This is a genomic window from Streptomyces sp. NPDC054847, from assembly GCF_053610925.1.
In genome coordinates this window covers 1-19,981 of the sequence record NZ_JBSGZJ010000083.1, presented here as the reverse complement: position 1 = coordinate 19,981, position 19,981 = coordinate 1, and the positions used below count along the sequence as shown (strand labels likewise).

Here is a 19,981-nt window from a genome sequence, read left to right as displayed (position 1 = left end):
CTTTCGGGGTGGGCTCGGCACGGTGGTTTGTGTCGCTACCCTGCGGCTTTGCCCTGACATGCACACCGTATTCTTCCTCGGGGGAGGAAAGAGGGGTTGTGTACGGGGAGAAGTCGTTCGGAGTCGTTCTGCGTGATCTGCGGCAGCGAGGCCGTTTGACGATGGAGGAGTTGGCCGAGGCGTCGGGCGTGAGTGTCCGGGCCATCGGCGACATGGAGCGGGGGCGCAGTCGGGTTCCGCAGCGGCGCACGGTGGTGGCGCTGGCGGAGGGGCTGGGGCTCGCGGACGCGAATCGGGAGGCGCTGCTGGCCGTGGCGCGGGCGGCGCGTCCCACGCGCGCGGTGGCGGTGGCGGGGACGGCCGTGCCGCCACGATCGGTGGGGGACTTCACGGGGCGCGCACCGCAGCTGGCGCTCCTGCGGGAGGCGGCGCAAGCGGCACGTGCCGGCGAGGAGTTCTCGGTGTGGGTCGTCTCGGGTCCTCCGGGGTGCGGGAAGACGACGCTGGCGCTGCAGGCGGCAGCGGACCTGGCGGAGGAGTTCCCCGACGGGTGTTTCGTGGTGGACCTGCACGGGGTGGACGGCCCCGTGGACACGGGCGAGGCGCTGCTGAAGCTGCTGAAGGCCCTTGGCGTGTCGGACCGCCGGCTGGCGCATGAGGATTCACAGGGTCGCGCGGGGCTGCTGCGGGCGCTGCTCGGTGACCGCCGGTGCCTGGTGGTCCTGGACAACGCCCGCGACGAGGGGCAGGTCCGTGCGCTGCTGCCCACGGGCGGGGGAAGTCTGGTGCTGGTCACCAGTCGGCGGCCGCTGACCGGGCTGGAGGATGTCGGCCGCCTGGCGCTGTCGGAGATGGCGCAGGAAGAGGCGGTCGATCTGCTGCGCCGGATCCTGGGCGAGGATCGGGCGGACGCGGAAGCCGAGGCGGTGGCGCGGGTTGCGGAGTTGTGCGGGCGTCTGCCGTTGGCCTTGCGGGTGGCGGGAAACTGGCTGACCGTCCGTTCCGGATGGACCGTCGACCATCTGGCCCGGCGCCTGGCCGACGAGGAACGCCGACTGGGCGCGCTCACCGCCGGCGACGTGCGCGTGGAGGCGGCATTCGAACTGTCCTACCGTCAACTGACCGCCCACGCAGCACGGATGCTGCGGCTGCTGAGTCTGGTTCCCGGGCCGGACATGACCGCTGCCTACGGCGCCGCTCTGACGGCGACCGGCGTCTTCGAGGCCGAGGACGTGATGGAGGAGCTGGTCGAGGCCGGACTGCTGCAGGCCACCTTCACCGGCCGCTATCAACTGCACGACCTGCTCCGGCTGTTCGCCCGCGACCGGCTGTCGCGCGAGGAGGAACCCGGCGAGCGGGAAGCAGCCGACGACCGGCTGCGCACCTGGCTGCTGGAGACGGCCGTTGTCGCCGGCCGCTGGTACAAGCCCAAGTACGGGGCGCCGCCGGCCTCCTGGCATGGCCTGGTCCCGCTGGAGAGTGCCGAGGAGGCCCGTGCCTGGCTCCAGAGCGAAGCCCCCTCATGGCTCGCCGCGCTGCGCGCCGCCGCCCACAGGGGTGAGCACACCCAGGTCGTGGAGACCGCCTATGCCATGGAATGGTTCTGCGACCTGTGGGTCCACTGGGGACACTGGTCCGAAGTCTTCCGCTTGGCCGCCGAGGCCGCCACCGCGCTCGACGACCCGTACATGCAGGCCTTCCACCTCAACTGCCACTCCTGGGCCCTGAACTCCTGCGAGCAACGCTACCGCGAGGCCATCGAACGGGCCGAAAGAGCGCTGGAACACGCCCGCCGCGCACAGGACGTTCACCAGCAGGCTTCGGCACTGGTGCATGCGGCGAGCGCGCACCGGATGCTCGGCGATGCCCAGATGGTTGCGGACAGATCTCTTGCCGCCATCGACCTGTCGGAAGGCGCCGGTTATTACGAGGTGTGGCCTCAGGCCATGCGCTTCTACGGAAGCTCCCTGCGTCTGCTCGGCCGTGCCGAGGAAGCCCTGACCCAGCACCAGCGCGTCATCGCCTTCCTCGATGCGCCCGACTGTCCGGTGAACGGGCACGTCGCCGACATCCTCCGTGCCCACGCGACTCAGGCACTCGGTCTCGACTGCACCGCGCTGGGGCGGTGGCGGGAGGCCGCCGGCCACTTTCGCAGTGCCCAGGTCCAGTCGAGTCGCATCGGCATATTTCACAGGGAGGCCGAACAGCTACTGCATCTGGGAGAGGCACTGATCGAACTGGGAGAAACCGAGGAAGCCCGCTCCTTCCTACGCCAGGTCCTCGCCCTCGGTGAAGCGGCCGACGACAAGGAGCTGGAGGCCGCACAGAAGCTCCTGGACACGCTTCCCGCGGAATGAGCCCGGAGGGCTCAGCCACGGTGCCGGTGCAGGGCGACGTGCACGGTGTCGAGGGCCTGGACAAGGGCGGCGTGGGCGGCGTCCGTGTCGCGCAGCGGATCGAGCACCATGAAGTCGTGGATCGTCCCGTGGTAGCGCATGGAGACCACCGCAACGCCGGCCGCACGGAGCTTCGCCGCGTAGGCCTCACCCTCGTCGCGTACCACGTCGGCCTCGCTGGTGACCACCAGCGCCGGAGGGAGCCCGGTGAGCTGCTCCAGGGAGGCCCGCAGCGGTGACGCGGTGGCCTGGCTGCGCTGCCGTACGTCGGGCAGGTACTGGTCCCAGAACCAGCGCATGGTCTCGCGGCCCAGGAAGTATCCCTTGGCGAACTCCTGGTACGAGGGGGTGTCGAAGTCGGCGTCGGTGACCGGGCAGAGCAGCACCTGCTGCAGCAGCCGCACCCCTCCGCGCTCCTTGGCGAGCAGGGTCAGCGCTGCCACCAGATTGCCGCCGGCCGAGTCGCCCACGGCGGCCATCCGGCTTCCGTCCAGGCCGATTTCGCCGCCTCGCTCGCAAATCCACTTCGCGACCGCGTAGCACTGCTCGACGGCGACCGGATACTGCGCCTCCGGGGCGCGCTCGTACTCGACGAAGACCACGGCCGCGTCCGTGCCGAGGGCGAACGCGCGCACCAGACGTTCATGGGTGTCGGCATCGCCCAGCGCCCAGCCCAGTCCGTGCAGGAACAGCACGACGGGGATCTCGCCGACGCTGTCGGCGGGCCTGACCACCTGCACCCGTACGTGACCGGTCGGCCCGCCCGGCAGTGCGAGCCAGTCCGTGGAAGTGGCTTCTTCGTCGAGAGGGTCGGGAGCGTCCTTCTCCTGGAGACGCGCAAGGTTCAGACGGGCCTGTTCCAGGTCCGGGTCGTGCGCCGACGGTGGGCAGGTGTGCCGAGCCACGAATGCTCGGGTGGGGTGGTCCAGGACCGGGCGCCGAGCGGACGAAGGGACGAAGGTGGTCACACACGGTCTCCTGCCGAGAGGGCCTGAAGCGAAAGGGTGGTTCGGATCACCGGCCCTTGGCCGAGCGGCGGAAGGCGGTGCGGCGGCTGTCGGGCCGAGGCACCGCCGCCGCAGGCACAGGGCGCCGGCGCGGCTCCGAGCGGGGACCTTACCCGCTGGACGGCATGCGGTCAGCCCCCTGCCGGTCGGTGCCGTGGACATCGGCGGCGGCCTTCGGGACGGTCGAGGGCGCCGTGGTGACAGCCGGGGACCACCCGCCGTCGTCGTGGGCGGTGCGCAGGTCGCGCCACTCACGGGGAGACACACCGTAGGCGGCGCGGAACGCCCGGCTGAAGTGGGCAGGGTTGACGAAGCCCCACCTCTGGGACACGGCGGACACGGTGGGGGCTGTCCTGCCGCGGCGGGCCAGTTCACGGCCGCACTCCTCCAGACGCCGTTGCCGGATGAGCCCGCCGACGGTGGTCCCCTCGCCCTCGAACAGCCGGTGCAGGTACCGGACGGAGATCCGGTGCGTCCGGGCGATCTGCTCCGGTGTCAGGTCCGGGTCGCCCAGGTTCCGGTTGATGTGGTCCCGGACGCGCAGCATCAGATGACTCCGTGCGTCCGCGTCCGTGCCGCCCGGGTGGGCCCGCTCCGCAATCAGGGTGGCGAACAGGTCGACGACATTGCCGGCCAACCGGTCGGCGACGGCCGGTGGGTAGCCGTCGGCCGAGGAGGAGGCCAGGGTGGCCAGGAACGGGAGCAGCATCGCGCCGAAGCCGTCCCCGGTGCCGATGGCGTTGCCTGTGACCTGCCGGATGTCGCTGTCCGACACGCCCAGCGTGCGGCGCGGTAGTTGGAAGACGTGCGTGGCGAACCGCTGCGGATAGTCGAAGGAGTACGGCCGGGTCGTGTCGTACACCACCAGGTCACCCTCACCCACCTCGGCCCGCCGACCGTCCTGGACGAAGGTGGCCGTGCCGGATATCTGGACACCGACCGCCACCAGCGCCTCGGACGACCTGGCGATCAGCGCCGGCGTGCGGCTGACCCGCTCCGCGTCGGCCTCCATGGTGGAAACCTGGAGATATCCGAGGCGGTCGGTGGCGATCCGGCCGTCGAACGGCCCGTCGCCCCGGGGGGCGACCGTCATCGGCACCAGCGTCCTGCTCACCGCATCGTTCCAGTACGCGACCTTGTCCCGGTCCGGCACGGAGGCGGTCGTCAACACGAAGCTCAAAGTGCTCTCCGCTCAAGGGAAGTGACTCCGGGGCTGCGACGGGCGGGAACAGGACGCTGCGCCTCCCCGGAAGGCGGCGGCCGGTGCCCGTCAGGGCCGGACGGCTCGTCGTACGGGCAGCGACCTCGCTGGAGCGCAACCGGACCGCTTCGGCGGGGCCCGGGTTCCCGCCCGCACCGAACAGCCAAGCAGCAGGCCGTTTCTGTCTCCAGGCAGAACCACAGGCAGGAATCGCGGGAGCCGACGGGCACGTCCGGCGTGCTGCGCCGTCCGACTCGATCTGCTCCCGGGCGGGCAGAACGCTGCGCTCATGAGCAAGACGCAGTGCGTTGTGCGACAACAGGCGGCGCTTCCGCGACCGTAGCGTGGCGGCGTTCCGTACCCGCACCGAGGCGCGGAGCGTCCCTTCGAATCGAGGAGTCACCCCATGCCGTACATCACCGTGGGCCAGGAGAACACCACCCCCGTCGACCTCTACTACGAGGACCACGGCGCCGGGCAGCCGGTCGTCCTCATCCACGGCTTCCCGCTCGACGGCCACTCCTGGGAGCGACAGAGCGCCGCGCTGCTCGACGCCGGATACCGCGTGATCACGTACGACCGCCGCGGCTTCGGGCAGTCCTCGCAGCCGACCACCGGCTACGACTACGACACCTTCGCCGCCGACCTGAACACCGTGATGGAGACCCTCGACCTGAACGACGCCGTCCTCGTCGGCTTCTCCATGGGCACCGGCGAGGTCGCCCGCTACGTGTCCACGTACGGCTCCGGCCGCGTCGCCAAGGTCGCCTTCCTGGCCTCGCTGGAGCCCTGCCTGCTCAAGAGCGACGACAACCCGGACGGCGTGGCTCCGAAGGAGTTCTTCGAGGGAGTCGTCGCCGCGGTGAAGGCCGACCGCTACGCCTACTACACCGCCTTCTTCAACGACTTCTACAACCTCGACGAGAACCTGGGCACCCGGATCAGCGAGGAAGCCGTCCGCAACAGCTGGAACACCGCGGCCCGCGGCGGCTCCTTCGCCGCATCCGCCGCTCCGTCGACCTGGTACACGGACTTCCGCGCCGACATCCCCGCCGTCGACGTCCCGGCCCTGATCCTGCACGGCACCGCCGACCGCATCCTGCCGGCCGAGGGCACCGCGCGCCCCTTCCACAAGGCGCTCCCGTCGGCCGACTACGTCGAGATCGAGGGCGCTCCGCACGGCCTGCTGTGGACTCACGCGGAGGAGGTCAGCACCGCTCTGCTCGACTTCTTGGCGAAGTGACGCCCTACCCGCCGGTTCACACGAGGGTGAGCACACCGCCCCGGGGAACCGGCTCAGCTGCCGCGGTGGGTGGGGCCGGAACCCGGCGTCACCCGGCCTTCCACGGCCCACGACCGCAGGATCCAGACAGGACCAGGAGAACAGGGACCCCATGCAGTTCGGCATATTCACCGTCGGGGACGTGACCCCCGACCCCACCGACGGCCGTACTCCGTCGGAACACGAGCGCATCAAGGCGATGATTGCCATCGCGCTCAAGGCCGAGGAGGTCGGCCTGGACGTCTTCGCGACCGGCGAGCACCACAACCCGCCGTTCGTCCCGTCGTCCCCGACCACCCTGCTCGGCCACATCGCCGCCCGCACCGAGAAGCTGATCCTGTCCACCGCCACGACACTGATCACCACCAACGACCCGGTGAAGATCGCGGAGGACTACGCGACGCTCCAGCACCTGGCCGACGGCCGGGTCGACCTCATGCTGGGGCGCGGGAACACCGGCCCGGTGTACCCGTGGTTCGGACAGGACATCCGTCAGGGCATCAACCTCGCCAAGGAGAACTACGCGCTGCTGCGCCGGCTGTGGCGCGAGGACGTCGTGGACTGGGAAGGTACGTTCCGCACGCCCCTGCAGGCCTTCACCTCGACACCCCGGCCGCTGGACGGCGTCCCGCCGTTCGTCTGGCACGGATCCATCAGGTCTCCGGAGATCGCGGAGCAGGCCGCCTTCTACGGCGACGGCTTCTTCCACAACAACATCTTCTGGCCGGCCGAGCACACCCGGCGCATGGTCCAGCTGTACCGGCGGCGGTACGCGCACCACGGCCACGGCCGTCCGGAGGACGCCGTCGTGGGCCTCGGCGGCCAGGTCTTCATGCGGAAGAACTCGCAGGACGCCGTAAGGGAGTTCCGCCCGTACTTCGACAACGCGCCCGTCTACGGCCACGGCCCGTCCCTGGAGGACTTCACCGAGCAGACCCCGCTGACGGTTGGCTCGCCCCAGCAGGTCATCGAGCGGACCCTCTCCTTCCGGGAGACCGTCGGCGACTACCAGCGCCAGCTCTTCCTGATGGACCATGCGGGGCTGCCCCTGAAAACCGTCCTGGAACAGCTCGACATCCTCGGCGAAGAGGTCGTACCCGTGTTGCGCAAGGAGTTCGGATACGGACGGCCGGCCGACGTGCCCGACGCGCCGACGCACGCGGCTCGGGTCTCCTCCGCCGCGAGGCGGCCGGGAGTGAGCGCCGCGTGAAGCTGACCGTCGTCTCCGCGGGGCTGAGCACGCCCTCCTCCACCCGTCTGCTCGCCGACCGGCTGTCCGAGGCGGCCCGCGACGATCTCGCCGACCAGGGCCACATCGTGTCGATCGAGGTCGTCGAATTGCGGGCACTTGCCGGCGACGTCGCCAATCATTTCGTGACCGGCTTCGCACCGCCGCGACTGGCCACCGCGATCGACGCGGTGACGGCAGCCGACGGCCTGATCGCCGTGACTCCGGTGTTCACGGCCTCCTACCGCGGGCTGTTCAAGTCCTTCTTCGATGTGATCGCCCCCGACGCCCTTACCGGGCAGCCGGTCCTGGTCGCGGCGACGGGCGGTACCGCTCGTCACTCCCTGGTCCTGGAGCACGCCCTGCGCCCGCTCTTCGCCTATTTGCGCGCCGCCGTCGTTCCCACCGCGGTGTACGCGGCGTCCGAGGACTGGGGGTCAGGGGGAGACGAGTACACCGACGGCCTGCCCGCACGCGTCCGGCGGGCGGGCGGCGAGCTGGCCGCCCTCATGGCGGCCCGCCCGCCCCGGGCCGAGCCCGCGGACGACGACGCCGCCCTCGAGCGGCAACTCGCCGACCTGCGCTTCGACTGAGGCCGGGGGTTCTGCACCTGAGCGAATGCGCCGTGCTTGAGCGTGAAGGATCGACGACATGGCCCCTTCCCGAGGGTCCGACGACGCGAGGGCGCCGGTCCGGCGGGAGGGACACGGAACCGGCGTTCATCGCGGGGCGTCCGGCATCGCTCGTGGCGGGGCTCCGATCACACTCCCTGCGTACTCGCAGGGTTCAGGGGCCGGCTGGGGTCCTCTCCCCCGGTCGGCTGCGGAGCAGCGGCAAGTCGTACCTGGCACGCGAGCTGGGCAGGATTCTCGACGCCCCGGTCACGCACCTGGACGCCACGTTCTACGACGACGAGTGGGACTCGCCGCCCATGGAGAAGTTCGCCGCATTGCAGCCGGACCTGATCGCGCGGCCGAACAGGGCGGCCACACCTTCCACGTCACCGTCACCGTCACCGTCGCCTCGATCCGGCTCCGGCTCCGGCTCCGGCTCCGGCCGTGCTCTCTGCCGGATCTAGTCGCCAGTCGTGCCGTCGAGCATCTCGCGCAAGATGTCCAGGTGGCCGTTGTGGCGGGCCGTCTCCTCGGTGAGGTGAAGGAGGATCCAGCGCAGGTCGACATGGAGACCGTCGCGGACGGCTCGCTGGGCCTTCTTGTCCAGGTCGTTCCCGGCGACCAGTTCGCGGTAGTGGGCGCTCTGTTCGGCGTATTCGTCGAGCAACTGCGTGAGCGGGAAGTCGACGGCGATACGCATCTCGCGGTCGGGGTCCTCCTCGGTCCAGGGGCCCCTGTCTTCCTCGCCGAGGAAGACCACCTGGAACCAGTAGTACTCGACCCAGCGAAGGTGGTTGATCACTCCGCTCATGGTCATCAGCGGTGAGCCCGGCAGGAGCGCCTTGTGGGCGTTCTCCGCAGAGATGCCATCACACTTGGCGCGGGCGGTGTCACGTGCGTAGTCGAGGAACGTGGTGAGCTGGGTGCGCTCGTCCCACGCGGGCGGCGTGTCGTCGATTCTTGTCATCGCGTGAAGCGTCCCCGACCACCGCGACCATGTCGAGGCATTTAACGCCGGGCCAAGCTGCCCCACCAAGCTCCTTGTCCTGCGGGTCGCGACAGCGATTCAGTGCCGGCGGGCAGCCCGGCATGTTCCGCCGGACAGGCCCTGGCCGTTCGTGACACCAGCGCGCGGCACAGGCCTCGGCCTCCGGTCGGAGCTCGGATCAGCTCGCGGCCGGTCACGCCCAGTGCTCTCCACCCATGGAGCCGGGTGTGCTCGTTCCGTGGTGCGCGAGCGCACTGAGCGGATATGTCGGAAATGATGGTGCGCATGAGCGATCCCCAGCGCACCAGCAGGCCCGGCGGGCATGCCCTGTCGCGACGGCTGGTTCCGATGACCGGCCGTGACCCGGAAGAGCACGGGCGGGTCTCCTCACCACTGGAGTTGCTGTTCGACCTGACCTTCGTGGTCGCGGTCGGCACGGCGGCGTTCCAGTTCGCCGAGATGGTCGCCGAAGGGCATGCCGGGCAGGCGGTGGTCGCGTTCGTCATGGCGATGTTCGCGATCAGCGTCGCCTGGATCAGCTTCAGCTGGTTCGCCTCTGCCTTCGCCACCGACGACTGGCTCTACCGGGCCTTGACGATGGTGCAGATGATGGGCGTCGTCGTGTTCTCGCTGGGCCTGCCCGCGATGTTCCACTCCGTCGAGGAGGGGGGTCACCTCGAACTGCGCGCCATGGTCATCGGCTACGTCGTGATGCGGATCGCGATGGTGCTCCAGTGGTGGCGCGCCGCCCGGCAGTCCCCGTCGTTCCACGACGTCGGCATGGCCAACATCCGCTGGACGGTGATCGTCCAGGCCGGCTGGATCGTCGTGGCCTTCGTCCATCTGCCGATCGCCGCCGTCTTCGTGGCGTTCGGCGCCCTGGGCGCCCTCGAACTCGTCCTGCCGGTCCTCACGCAGCGCTCCGCGGGCGGCACGCCCTGGCACCCGCACCACGTCGCCGAACGGTACGGACTCTTCGCGATCATCACGCTCGGCGAGGGCGTCGTCGGCACCGTCGCCTCCTCCGGCGACCTCCTGGGCGGCGGCGACGGCACGCACTGGACCTGGAACTCGATCGCCGTCGTCATCGCCGGCGTGGGCCTGACCTTCGGCATGTGGTGGATGTACTTCATGACGCCGTTCGGCGACATCCTGGCTCACCGCCGCGGCCGCGGGTACCTCTTCGGCTACGGCCACATCCCCCTGTTCATCGGCATCGCCGGAGCCGGCGCGGGCCTGCACGTGGCGGGCCTGTACATGGAGCACCATGCCAAGATCTCCGGCACGGCCGTCGTCCTCGCACTGGCCCTTCCGGTCGGCCTCTACCTCCTCATGGTCTATCTGCTGCACACGCTCCTGCTGTCCGCGGCAGACCCCTTCCACCTGCTCCTGATCTCCCTCACCCTCGCCGTGCTGCTCGCCGCTGTCCTGCTGGCCGCCGTCGGCGTGGCCATCGCGGTGTGTCTGCTCGTGGTCATGCTCGCGCCGTTCGTCACTGTGATCGGCTACGAGACGATCGGCCACCGGCACCAACAGCACATGCTGGAAGCACTCGGTACGCAGTAGGCCGGGCACCGTCTCCTGGACAGGACGCCGGCGGGGCGGAGCTGGGCGCCGTCCTTGCGATCTCGACCACCGTGGCACCCTGTTGAGCGCGGAGCTGCTGAACTAGCTTCTCGGCCGAATGCGCGACCCCGCGACAGACCGGCCCGCCTCGGCAAAGTCTCGTTCAGCGGGGCGGAGTTCGCCGACGACGCAGGGTTCTCCGGGGCGAAGTTCCGCGGCGACGCGGGGTTCGACAGAGCGGTCTTCGGACACGCTTCAGCGGTCGGACCGCTCCTGTGCGCAGGAGAACTGAGCCTGTCCGAGGCGGTGTTCGAGGTCGCTGTGACCCGAGTGCCGCTTCGCCGGGACCGTCCACCTCGACCAGTTGCGGTTGGAGGGACGGTGCGTCCTGGCCACCACCCCCTCCGGGATACGGCGGCGCGGCTGGTGGCCGGTGCGCTGGACACCGCGCAAGACACTCCCGAAGCGGCGGACGAGCGAGCGGTTCGAAAAGTCGCTGCGGGTGGTCATCAACTCGGTGGTGTTCCGCAGCAGCGGCCAGGACCTGACCACCGTCGGCACTTACACCGAGATGGCCTCGCGGCTCTCGGACGGTCAAGCCGTGCCAGGAGCTCCTCAAACTTCCCTGGCATGTACCTGCTGAGGCTCGGACTTGGTGACATCGACCAGCCTTCGCCGGCACAGGACACTCATATGCCTGCCGCCGCGCCGGGTGTGTCCGGCGTGCGCAGTAAATCGAACACGTGTTTTACTGCGGGTATGGCGCGATCGACGTTCCCCGATGACTTGATGCAGGTCCAGCGTGAGTGGGACCGCGTCTACCGGGCGCTCGCCGAGCCGCGCCCCCACGGCGCGGCGGAGCTGCGCCGACGCCTGCTGCAGTTGTCGGCGCGGATCTTCACCGACCCGCATCTGGGCACGAACCGGCCCAGCACCGGGTGGGCGGAGCTGCGCCACCAGGCGCGCCGCCGCGAGGGCAAGGAGGCGGGGCGGCATGGATGACTTCACCGAGCGGCAGGTGCGCATCCTGCGCTGGATGCGCACCTACGTGGCCGTGAACGGCGAGGCGCCGTCGCTGCGGGAGATCGCTGCCGGTGTCGGGCTTTCGTCGCCTTCGAGCGTGCTGTACCAGCTGGAGCGGCTCGAGGCGGTGGGGGCGGTCCAGCGCCGGGGTGAGGCCCGTCGGCGGGCCTGGCTGGCGTGCTGAACATGATCGAGCAGGAGGTTTGTCATGGCTGAGAGACAGTTCCCGGAGGATCTGCGTGCCGCGCAGGTCCGTCTGCATCAGGCGACGGCTGAGCTGGCCGCGCTGTGCCGCACCCTGCCGTGGAGTGTGGAGCCGATGCCCGGATGGCCCGGCACCGAGCACCCGCACACCGGTGAGGTCACCGGCGGCCGCGAGGACAGCCCCGGCTGGAGCGAAGAGCAGAAGCAGACGGTGAAGCGGCTGAGGATGGAGTGCACCGACCTGTCCATCCGGATCACCACCCACTCGTACTGGGCGACGCTCGAGGAGCAGCGGGTGCAGGAGGCTCGCAGCGCACTGAAGGCGGTCACCCGCCCGTCCCCGACGCCCGCGGTCGATGTCGCCCGGGCCGCCTGAACCCACCCGGCGACCGTCATGTCCGACCTTCCGCCCGACCTTCCGAGACTGCGCACCCTGGAGCACTGGCTCACCCTCAGCCTCGACCGGGTCCGTGAGCGGATCAGCTTCCTCGAGCAGCGGCAGCGCGAGCACGCGCACGGCGCCGCCGTCCGCCCGCCCGTGCCCGACTGGGTCATCGAGACCGGGATAGGACAGCGCCGCGAACCGCTCTACGTGCACGTCGGCGGCTGTCACATGGCCGGCAAACGGCAGCACCCCATCGACCGCGCCCAAGCCATCCGTGCCCTGACCGACGGAGTGGAAGCCTGCGCCCACTGCCGACCGGACACCGCACTGCACCTCTTGGACTGACAGGGCAGCCGACCGTCCCCTGCCGGGAGCCGATCAGGTCATGGAGAGGCGAGGGGGCTCTCTGGCTGTGGCGTCCGGCGACCACCACGCCCTTGACGTGGAAGCGGTACTCGTTCCGTTTCAAGGCGTATGCCTGATTCAACGCAATCAGATCTGAAGCGGCTCGATGCTTCTCGCGTATCGGAGTGATCAACATGCCCGCTTTCGCTACCCTGGACGCCAGCTCCGCCCGACGCCGGTTCGGGTGATCGCCCGAGCTCATCGCGCCCTCCCCCGCGCCTTCAGCGACGTCGCAGGCAGCTCCGGGGCCGGCAGCGGAGGGCCGTCGTAGCCCTTCACCTCACCGAAGCTGACGGTCAGCAAAACGTCAGTATTGGAATCCCAGCAGTCCCAGGAACATGGCGGCCAAGACGCTCCCGCGAGGAATGGGCAAGTTCTTCAAGGACTGCGAGCACGCCCCCTCACGGTGGGCGAAGTGCCAGCACCTCTACAAGATCCGCTACCGGAGCGCGAGCGGGAGGCAGGTCGAGGAGTCCGGCTTCGAGACCCAGGACTCGGCGATCGACCGATTGACCAGTGTCTACAAGGCGAAGAAGGCCGCTCCCCGGAAGCAGGCGAAGAGCCAACGCGTCGAGAAGTACGGGAACATGCGGTTCCGGGAGTACACCGCGGAGTGGAAGGCCGGCCAGCGCCATCTCGCCGCAGCCTCGATCAGCCACCTCGATTCGCTTCTCCAGCACCACGTCTTTCCCGCCTTGGGAAGCCGTCGGATGGGCACGTTCGACCACAAGGTGGTGGACGGCTTCATCCGCACCATGGAACGCAACGGAGTAGGGCTGGCAGCACAATCGAACGCGTACGACAAGCTGAAGTCGATACTCCTTGATGCACATCGCCTGGGCCACTTCGAGGACAACCCCCTCCTGGGCGTCAGGCCCCCTCAGTACGACCCCAAGCGCGCCGTCATCCCCTCACCCGAACAGCTCCAGAGCGTGCGTATCGCTGGCGACCACACCTTCCTGCTCATGGTCGACCTGATGAGCGGCTGCGGAATGCGCAACGGCGAGGCCGCGGCTGTCAACGTCAACAACATCGTGGCCGACGACGTCTACCGCATCACCGAGCAGGTGAACCAGAGCACCAAGACGTACGACAGGCTCAAGCACTGCAAGGCCGGCGAGTACCGCGACGTGCCTCTGCCGGCGCGCACGAAACGCACGATCGAGTGGTACTCCGACAAGTACGGCACATCAGACGGCTACCTCCTTCGCCACCCCAAGAACCCCAGCATCCCTTTCCAGCCGTACCTTCTGCAGAACCAGTGGCAGCGACTCAAAAGGCGGGGTGAACTCGACATACCCGAAGGCATGGTCATCTACAGCCTCCGCCACTTCTTCGCCTCGAACTGCCTCAGCCACGGCATTCCGATCACCGATGTCGCCGAATGGATGGGGCACAACAGCATCGACATCACCTTCAAGATCTACCGGCACCTCATGCCCGGCTCGATCGGCACTGCGGCCAAACTCCTCGACACAGGACTGGTTGCGTAGCAGGAAACCGACCTCGTGTTCTCGTATGGCTTCTCTCCGCAAGGAAACCGAAGGTAGCGCCTGCCCTCGCCCGTGCAGCCCGACCCTACATAACCGGTGATCGCCGGTTAGCCAAACCGGCGATCTCGCAGATCATGGATCTGTCGATAACGGCCGAGATGACGAGGGACAGCCATGCCAACCCAGTTCATGACCGCGAAGGAACTCGCGGAGCACCTCAACTTGTCAGTGGTAGGGGACTATCGCGAATCCGCACGACGGGGCATGACTCCTTACAAGTTCGGCACAGGTCGCAATGCCAAGTTTCAGTTCAAGGTGTCCGAGGTCGAGGCGTGGACCAGGCAGCAGCAACTGCGTGAGGCGTAGTCCACCACCACAGGAGACGCAGGCACGAACAACGAAAGCAGACTGGCATGACGACAGCACGGACCCCGGCACGAGGGATGGGATCCTTCTCAAGTCCTGCGATCACTCAAGGGCCAAGTGGTCGAAGTGCCCCCACGACTACAAGATTCGATACCGGAACCTGATGGGCCGCCAGGTGCAGGAATCCGTGTTCGCCACTGCCATTGCCCCAGTGACGTAACGGGGCGGAGTCGTGATTTCGGAGGGGCTAGCAGGACTCCTCGAACTTCACCACCTCGAAGGACACCGGCTGCCCGTCGAGTTTCGCGCCGGCCTTCGGGTTCTGAGAGCAGACCTGTCAGTTGGATTCCACGAGAACGATGCGGTCCTGTCCTGAGGCGTCGACAACCGTGATGCTGGTGGAGCTGTCCAGCGCCCCGCGCGCCGTCTTCATAGACCTGCCAATGAAGTTGGGCATCGAAGCCCCGGATTTCGGCTGCTCCACCACATCTTTGGCCGACAGTCCTCGTCCAGTTTCACCGCGCCGAAGTCGACCTTCGCGCTGGTGGAGCAGCTGCCGGGCTTCGGGGTCTGGGAACAGACCTTCCAGTTCCGGTCGAGAGCCTGGATTCGGTCACGGCCCAAGGCGTCGTGGGAGGTGAGTCTGTAGAAGCCGGCTTCCTGGGATTGGTCCTGGGCGGACTGGAGGCCCTTGCCGACCATGTCAGGCAGGTTGCCGGTCTCGTCCCTGGCGGCCTTGCTGCTGGGGGTGTCGTCCGCCTTCATCGCGGGCTTGCTGTCGTCTTTGGCGATGGTGGGGGTGGCAGTGGCAGCGCCGGCCTTGCTGCCGGTGCTGCCACCTGATGGGCAGCTGAGCGGTCGGCCCGCAGCTTTCGCCCTGTCCATGTGTCGCCGCTACCGGCGCGCACGCCAGGTGGAAAACAGCCCCATTCCCACGCTGGTTACCACCGCGAACGCCTCAGCCCCTGCAAGAGCGAAGACGGCGCAGGCCCCCGCGAGAAGGGCGAGCAGAGCGAGCAGGTCGACGACTCGCTCGCGCAGCGTGGGAGTCGGGGCTGTGTCAGTGACCGTTGGACTGACTGTGGTGTTCTCTACGTTGTCCATGCCTCCAGCTCACCGGGTATCGAGGCCAACGCCCCTACGGGACGAACAACCTCGCAGCAAGCCGATCAACGCGGAACAGCGACGTACACTCGCGTGGTTCGGCCGAACATCGGTGTTGTCCGGAGTTGTTCGTGGGGGTTCGGTCTTGGGCAGCTTTCTGCGTTGTAGGACCGAAGAGTCGGGGGATGGGCATGGCACAGGGAAGTGGGAGCGATGAGCCGCCGCACGAGGGGTTTGCGGATGCATTGGCATCGTTTGCCACTGATCTGACTCTCCTGCGTATCGAGCACGGCAACCCCTCTTATCGGCAGATCGAGGCCCTTGCCCCGAAGGGACGACCTCTGTCCGCCTCGGCAGTCAGTGAGGCCCTGAACGGAAAGCGGCTCCCACGGCTGGACTTCCTCATCGCCTTGGTGGGCACCCTGCTGGCCTTCGGTGATCCCAATGATCGGCCTGTTCACCGGGACGACCCACGGCTCCGAGAGTGGAGATCTCGCTGGCAGAAGCTTGAATTTCTGCGAGTCCAACGTAAGCGCTCTGCCTCTGACCATCCTGGCCCGGAAGGAGGCGGGGCGCGCCGTGACGGACCGTCTTCCAATGAGCCGGCACGCAGACACCCAGCCACGGAGAACGTCCCGGACAGCAGTCGACAAGTTCCATCTGAGACGGCGTCGACGACAGACGAAGAGGCCAGCACGGTCGACATCCGAGGCCAGGTGCCAGACCTACGTGGTATCAAAGATCGAATCTCAGACGTCCCCGATTCGGCAACGCTGCGGCAGCACAACTTAGGGAAGCTGACGGTTCGGGAGCGCATCGGTCTACTTCTCGACGCGGGGTCGTTCACCGAGGTCAATCCTCTGCGTCAACCCCATGCCCCCGGCTTGCGGGGTGAGGCCCACTTCGCCGACGGGGTAGTCACCGGCTGGGGCACTGTCGATGGCCGAACGGTCTTCGTGTACGGCCACGACTTCCGCCTCTTCGGTGGTGCGCAGGGGGAGTCGCATGCCGCTAAGATCCACGAGCTCATGGACATGGCGGTATCAGCCGGTGCGCCGCTGATATCCCTCAATGACGGGGGCGGAGCCCGCATCCAGGAGGGCTTGACTGCCCTTGCGGGCTACGGCGGAATCTTCCGCCGCAACGCACAAGCTTCAGGCGTAATTCCACTGATCAGCGTGGTTTTGGGCCCATCTGCAGGCGGCGCCGCGTGCTCCCCGGCGCTCACTGACTTCGTCTTTGTGGTCCGCTGTGTCTCTCAGATGTTCATCAGCGGGCCGGATGTGGTTAGAGCTGTCACCGGTGAGGACACCTCCCCAGAGGGCCTTGGTGGCGCCGACGTTCACGCTGAAGTTTCCGGTACGGCAGCCTTCGTCTATGACGACGAACCGACCTGCCTGAAGGACGTGCGCCGACTGCTGTCCCTGCTGCCCTCCAACAGCCAGGATGCGCCGCCGGCTGTGTCGGGTACTGATCGTCCGGACCGCCGTTGTGAGGCGTTGCTGGAACTCGTGCCGGCCGACAGCTACCGCTCGTACGATGTGCGCAAAGTCATCGAGGAGATCGTCGACGATGGCGAATTCATGGAAGTCCAGGAACGGTGGGCAGCCAACGTCGTCTGCGCCTTGAGCCGTCTCGATGGTCATGTGGTTGGCATTGTCGCCAACCAGCCATGCAGGTTGGCGGGCGTACTGGACACTGAGGCAACAGAGAAAGCCGCTCGCTTCGTACAGTTTTGCGACTCATTCAACATCCCCTTGGTCACCATGGTTGACGCTCCCGGATTCCTGCCTGGTCTCGATCAGGAGCACGGCGGCATCATTCGGCACACCGCCAAGTTGCTGTACACCTACTGCAACGCCACCGTGCCGCGCATCCAGCTAGTCCTTCGCAAGGCCTATGGCAGTGCCTACGTCGTCATGGACTCCCGGTCCATCGGCGCCGACCTCTCTTTCGCATGGCCCACCAACGAGATGGCCGTGATGGGCCCCGAGGGCGCTGTCGATGTCATCTTCCGTACGCAGATAGGCGAGGCAGACGACCCCGTTGCCGCACGCGACGACCTGGTCAAGAAGTACAAGCGCGAGATGATGCACCCCTACTACGCGGCTCAGCGTGGTCTGGTGAATGACGTCATTGACCCCGCAGAGACCCGCGAGATACTAATTCGTTCATTCACCGTACTCCGAACCAAGCGAGCCAGCATGCCGTCCCGCAAACACGGCAACGTGCCGATGTGAGAGTCCGGATCGCCGTCGTCTGCCGCTTCCGGCGGCAGACGAGCTCGCACGGCGGCCCTGTCGGCGGTTCAGCGCTCCGGGCCGAACGACAGCATGCGGGCCTGAGACCTGGCGTCATCGCCGTATACGACGGACGGGGTGATGACGATCCGGTCGTTCGTCCAGGCCACGCGGCCGGCGAGTATTCCCGCTTCCGTGGCACGGGCCGATGCGGGGTGCCGCAGCACTTGCCGCTTCGTGTCCGCGCCGCCCTTGCCGAGCCGGACGATCCCGCCCGGGCGGCTCGGCGATGCCGCCTCGTAGACGAGCGCACCCGACTCACCGCCCTCCGCGCGCAGGGGATGGAGGGTAGTGTCCTCGGACTTGACGCCCCAGACCAGCTTGCCCGTGCCCAGGTCGTACGCACCGACCCTGTCGGTGCCTCCCAGGAAGACAGTGTCGTCGCCGACGGCGGCACCGCCGCAGTTCTGGAGGTTTTCGCCCCGGCCCACGCCTGGCGGTTCAGCAGGACCTGAGCGATCAGCAGGCGGACCAGTTCCGCGTAGGACAGACGCCGCGGACGTCCCGGCCGGCGACAGCCACCTCCGGGTCCGCGTGCCGCACCGGGAGCCGCCAGGCCCGCGGACCGTTGAGCCGGCTGCTCGGCGTCGCTACGGCACGCGGTTGTCCTGGTTGCCGACGAGGACGTCGTGGACGGCCCACCCCATGTCGCCCGCGCACCAGCTGATGTTACCGAGCACGGCGACGTCCAGGTCCTGCAGCGGGTAGTGGTAGAGACGGGCACTGACCCCGTCCTCCTCGCCCGTGTGGCCCCAGCGGACGACGGTCCCTTCGTCATCGAGGATGTGGGTGAGGCCGAAGCCGTACATCCATCGGTAGCCGCGGACCTTCTCGTCCCGCTCGTCGACCTGGGGGGTCAGGGCCAAGCGCGTGGTCTCCTCGTCCAGCAGCCGCCCGTGGCGTAGTGCGTGGGCGAAGGCCGTCAGATCTGCGGCGGTACACGCAGCCCCTCCGTCAGCGGCGGCTCGAGGGGTGGTCGCGTAGTGCTTGGTCCGGTACGGCGTTGCGCTGTCAGCTGTGGCGAGGTACCCCGCGGCGATGTCCGGCCCCAGGTCGTCCAGGGCCGGAAATCCGGACGCACTCATTCCAGCAGGGGTGAAGACGTCATCCGCGATGACCTCTTCGAAGGAGCGGCCAGTCACCGATTCAATCAGCAGGCCGAGCAGGATATAGCCGGCGCCGTTGTAGAGATGGCGTTCCCCGGGAGGAAAGTGGGCCTGCTTCTCGGCGAACAGCGGTACGTAGTCCTTGTTGTCCCGCAGGAGGTAGAGCGGGTGGGAGGAGGTCAGGGCCGTCCATTCGGCCTCCCAGTCGTCGCTGCTCTCCTCGAACCAGTCGCCGATGCCCGACGTCTCGTAAGCGCGTGATGGACCGTGACACGCCGATCGAGCTCCGGCACATGGTCCTTCACGAAGTTCACCAGGGCGTCGTCCAGGCGTACTCGCTTCCGCTCGACGAGTTGGAGGACGGCCACTGCTGTGAACGTCTTGGACACCGACGCCACCCGAAATCGCGTGTCGTGCGTGTTGGGTACGGACCACCGGCGTGAGGCCATCCCGAACACCCGGGTGAACACCGGCTCCCCGTGCCTCGTGACACGGACCGTGCCGGAAAATCCCGTCCTATCCGCCGCTCCCGAGACAGCCTCCTCCAGGGAAGTCGGATCGAAGCCGTCAGTCCTCGTCACAATCGCCACCGCAGACTCCTCCTAGAGATGGTCGAATGCGTCGCCGCTTCGTCACCGCACGTCGGCGACCGGCTGCGGCGGATCGGCCGTGTCGCCGATGCCACCGCGCTCCTGGCCGGCGCCGAACGCCCACTCCTATCTCAGCGTGCCGTTGATCGCGGACCGCGAGGTGCTCGGCGACCTCGACCACCAACACCACCGAACGGCGTGGACCTCCTGCGTGCCGAATCCAATCGGCTCGGCCACGTCACCCACCGGTACGGCCGGGCGCGCTGATCGCCGGGTTCGAGCAGCCCGGTCCACGGCTCGGTGCGGGTGTCCGGCAACGCTGCGCGTCCCGGCGGGGCGGCCGGTGTGGCGTTCCAGCAGCCACGGCTGTTCCCGTGGCTTTTCAATGCAAGTCTGCAGCAGTCGATCAACGAGACGGAGTCCGTCCTCACGTTCCTGAGCCCCGTGGACGTCGCGCAGCGGGGCGGCCACCCGTAGGACCACCGCCCACAACAGCGGGCGGCCAGCACCCCCTCGGGTGGAATGGGTGGGTACGCCGGCCGCCACCGTTCTTTTGTGCCGCCCCACCGGGGCTGTCAGCTCCGGTTCCCGCCGGTCCCCTTGAGGACCCGGGGCCTTCGAGGTCGGCCAGGACGGCGGTCTCGCCCGACGAAGGCGTCCTCGTTCAGGCCGGTGTGGTCCCAGCTGGCCAAGCGGCGCCGAGCGGGCCCGGCGCCGCTTGGC

At 68.1% G+C, this 19,981-nt stretch carries 19 protein-coding genes and 3 pseudogenes; 13 read left to right on the top strand and 9 right to left on the bottom strand.

Going from position 1 to position 19,981, the window contains the following annotated elements; translation table 11 throughout:
• Positions 1–98: 98 nt before the first annotated feature.
• Positions 99–2,357, top strand: coding sequence for an NB-ARC domain-containing protein (locus ACWGH4_RS12255; RefSeq protein ID WP_453459056.1), 2,259 nt, complete (start codon positions 99–101; stop codon positions 2,355–2,357).
• Positions 2,358–2,368: 11 nt separating this feature from the next.
• On the opposite strand, the gene ACWGH4_RS12250 is transcribed toward ACWGH4_RS12255, so the two are convergent.
• On the bottom strand, positions 2,369–3,364 hold the full coding sequence (locus ACWGH4_RS12250; protein ID WP_441262223.1) for an alpha/beta hydrolase fold domain-containing protein: 996 nt from the start codon (positions 3,362–3,364) through the stop codon (positions 2,369–2,371).
• A gap of 148 nt (positions 3,365–3,512) precedes the next feature.
• Positions 3,513–4,583 carry an AraC-like ligand-binding domain-containing protein gene (locus ACWGH4_RS12245; protein WP_453459053.1) on the bottom strand — a complete coding sequence of 357 codons (1,071 nt, stop codon included), beginning with the start codon at positions 4,581–4,583 and terminating at the stop codon, positions 3,513–3,515.
• A 427-nt stretch (positions 4,584–5,010) separates the two neighbouring features.
• Between ACWGH4_RS12245 and ACWGH4_RS12240 the strand changes: the two genes are divergently transcribed.
• From ACWGH4_RS12240 to ACWGH4_RS12230, 3 genes are all read left to right on the top strand, one after another.
• Positions 5,011–5,847, top strand: a complete 837-nt coding sequence (locus ACWGH4_RS12240) for an alpha/beta fold hydrolase (RefSeq protein ID WP_453459050.1) — start codon at positions 5,011–5,013, stop codon at positions 5,845–5,847.
• A 151-nt stretch (positions 5,848–5,998) separates the two neighbouring features.
• On the top strand, positions 5,999–7,096 hold the full coding sequence (locus ACWGH4_RS12235; protein WP_453459048.1) for an LLM class flavin-dependent oxidoreductase: 1,098 nt from the start codon (positions 5,999–6,001) through the stop codon (positions 7,094–7,096).
• Positions 7,093–7,707, top strand: a complete 615-nt coding sequence (locus ACWGH4_RS12230) for an FMN reductase (protein WP_453459045.1) — start codon at positions 7,093–7,095, stop codon at positions 7,705–7,707. The genes ACWGH4_RS12235 and ACWGH4_RS12230 overlap by 4 nt, the downstream gene beginning before the upstream one ends.
• A gap of 481 nt (positions 7,708–8,188) precedes the next feature.
• On the opposite strand, the gene ACWGH4_RS12225 is transcribed toward ACWGH4_RS12230, so the two are convergent.
• Positions 8,189–8,695 carry a DinB family protein gene (locus ACWGH4_RS12225; protein WP_453459042.1) on the bottom strand — a complete coding sequence of 169 codons (507 nt, stop codon included), beginning with the start codon at positions 8,693–8,695 and terminating at the stop codon, positions 8,189–8,191.
• Between the two features lie 306 nt (positions 8,696–9,001).
• On the opposite strand from ACWGH4_RS12225, the gene ACWGH4_RS12220 reads away from it, so the two are divergent.
• Together ACWGH4_RS12220 and ACWGH4_RS12215 are read left to right on the top strand one after the other, a co-directional pair.
• Positions 9,002–10,282 (top strand): low temperature requirement protein A, encoded by a 1,281-nt coding sequence (locus ACWGH4_RS12220; RefSeq protein ID WP_453459039.1) that lies wholly within the window; start codon positions 9,002–9,004, stop codon positions 10,280–10,282.
• 54 nt (positions 10,283–10,336) lie between these two features.
• A pseudogene (locus tag ACWGH4_RS12215) lies at positions 10,337–10,528 on the top strand (pentapeptide repeat-containing protein); the annotation flags it as partial.
• 9 nt (positions 10,529–10,537) lie between these two features.
• Here the strand turns inward: ACWGH4_RS12215 and ACWGH4_RS12210 are convergent.
• On the bottom strand, positions 10,538–10,843 hold the full coding sequence (locus ACWGH4_RS12210) for a hypothetical protein (RefSeq protein ID WP_453459071.1): 306 nt from the start codon (positions 10,841–10,843) through the stop codon (positions 10,538–10,540).
• 198 nt (positions 10,844–11,041) lie between these two features.
• Here ACWGH4_RS12210 and ACWGH4_RS12205 point away from each other — a divergent pair, with 198 nt between their 5' ends.
• From ACWGH4_RS12205 to ACWGH4_RS12190, 4 genes are read left to right on the top strand one after another with little or no spacing between them, the layout of a single operon-like run.
• Positions 11,042–11,284: a hypothetical protein gene (locus ACWGH4_RS12205; protein WP_453459068.1), complete on the top strand. Its 243-nt coding sequence runs from the start codon at positions 11,042–11,044 to the stop codon at positions 11,282–11,284.
• A complete protein-coding gene (locus ACWGH4_RS12200; RefSeq protein WP_453459036.1) occupies positions 11,277–11,489 on the top strand; it encodes a LexA family protein in 213 nt (70 codons plus the stop codon). Before ACWGH4_RS12205 ends, ACWGH4_RS12200 begins: the two co-directional genes overlap by 8 nt.
• Positions 11,490–11,513: 24 nt before the next feature.
• Complete coding sequence (locus tag ACWGH4_RS12195; protein WP_453459034.1) at positions 11,514–11,885, top strand: hypothetical protein; 372 nt, start codon at positions 11,514–11,516, stop codon at positions 11,883–11,885.
• An 18-nt stretch (positions 11,886–11,903) separates the two neighbouring features.
• Positions 11,904–12,239: a DUF6233 domain-containing protein gene (locus tag ACWGH4_RS12190; RefSeq protein ID WP_453459032.1), complete on the top strand. Its 336-nt coding sequence runs from the start codon at positions 11,904–11,906 to the stop codon at positions 12,237–12,239.
• Positions 12,240–12,497: 258 nt separating this feature from the next.
• Here the strand turns inward: ACWGH4_RS12190 and ACWGH4_RS12185 are convergent.
• Positions 12,498–12,587: pseudogene (locus tag ACWGH4_RS12185) on the bottom strand (pirin); the annotation flags it as partial.
• A gap of 50 nt (positions 12,588–12,637) precedes the next feature.
• Between ACWGH4_RS12185 and ACWGH4_RS12180 the strand changes: the two are divergent.
• A complete protein-coding gene (locus ACWGH4_RS12180) occupies positions 12,638–13,792 on the top strand; it encodes a tyrosine-type recombinase/integrase (protein ID WP_453459029.1) in 1,155 nt (384 codons plus the stop codon).
• 795 nt (positions 13,793–14,587) lie between these two features.
• On the opposite strand, the gene ACWGH4_RS12175 is transcribed toward ACWGH4_RS12180, so the two are convergent.
• Entirely contained in the window at positions 14,588–15,043 is a 456-nt protein-coding gene (locus ACWGH4_RS12175; RefSeq protein ID WP_453459027.1) for a hypothetical protein, read from the bottom strand.
• A 923-nt stretch (positions 15,044–15,966) separates the two neighbouring features.
• Between ACWGH4_RS12175 and ACWGH4_RS12170 the strand changes: the two genes are divergently transcribed.
• Positions 15,967–17,502 carry an acyl-CoA carboxylase subunit beta gene (locus tag ACWGH4_RS12170; protein ID WP_453459065.1) on the top strand — a complete coding sequence of 512 codons (1,536 nt, stop codon included), beginning with the start codon at positions 15,967–15,969 and terminating at the stop codon, positions 17,500–17,502.
• Positions 17,503–17,570: 68 nt separating this feature from the next.
• Here the strand turns inward: ACWGH4_RS12170 and ACWGH4_RS12165 are convergent, their stop codons facing one another.
• The 3 genes from ACWGH4_RS12165 to ACWGH4_RS12155 form a co-directional block, all read right to left on the bottom strand.
• Positions 17,571–17,993 (bottom strand): hypothetical protein, encoded by a 423-nt coding sequence (locus tag ACWGH4_RS12165; protein WP_453459024.1) that lies wholly within the window; start codon positions 17,991–17,993, stop codon positions 17,571–17,573.
• Between the two features lie 159 nt (positions 17,994–18,152).
• A complete protein-coding gene (locus tag ACWGH4_RS12160; RefSeq protein WP_453459062.1) occupies positions 18,153–18,905 on the bottom strand; it encodes a serine hydrolase domain-containing protein in 753 nt (250 codons plus the stop codon).
• The gene (locus ACWGH4_RS12155; RefSeq protein WP_453459059.1) at positions 18,848–19,249 is read right to left on the bottom strand and encodes a serine hydrolase domain-containing protein; all 402 of its coding nucleotides are present in this window, start codon (positions 19,247–19,249) and stop codon (positions 18,848–18,850) included. Before ACWGH4_RS12155 ends, ACWGH4_RS12160 begins: the two co-directional genes overlap by 58 nt.
• Positions 19,250–19,521: 272 nt before the next feature.
• Between ACWGH4_RS12155 and ACWGH4_RS12150 the strand changes: the two are divergent.
• Positions 19,522–19,636 (top strand): annotated as a pseudogene (locus ACWGH4_RS12150) (ABC transporter ATP-binding protein); the annotation flags it as partial.
• Between the last annotated feature and the right edge of the window lie 345 nt (positions 19,637–19,981).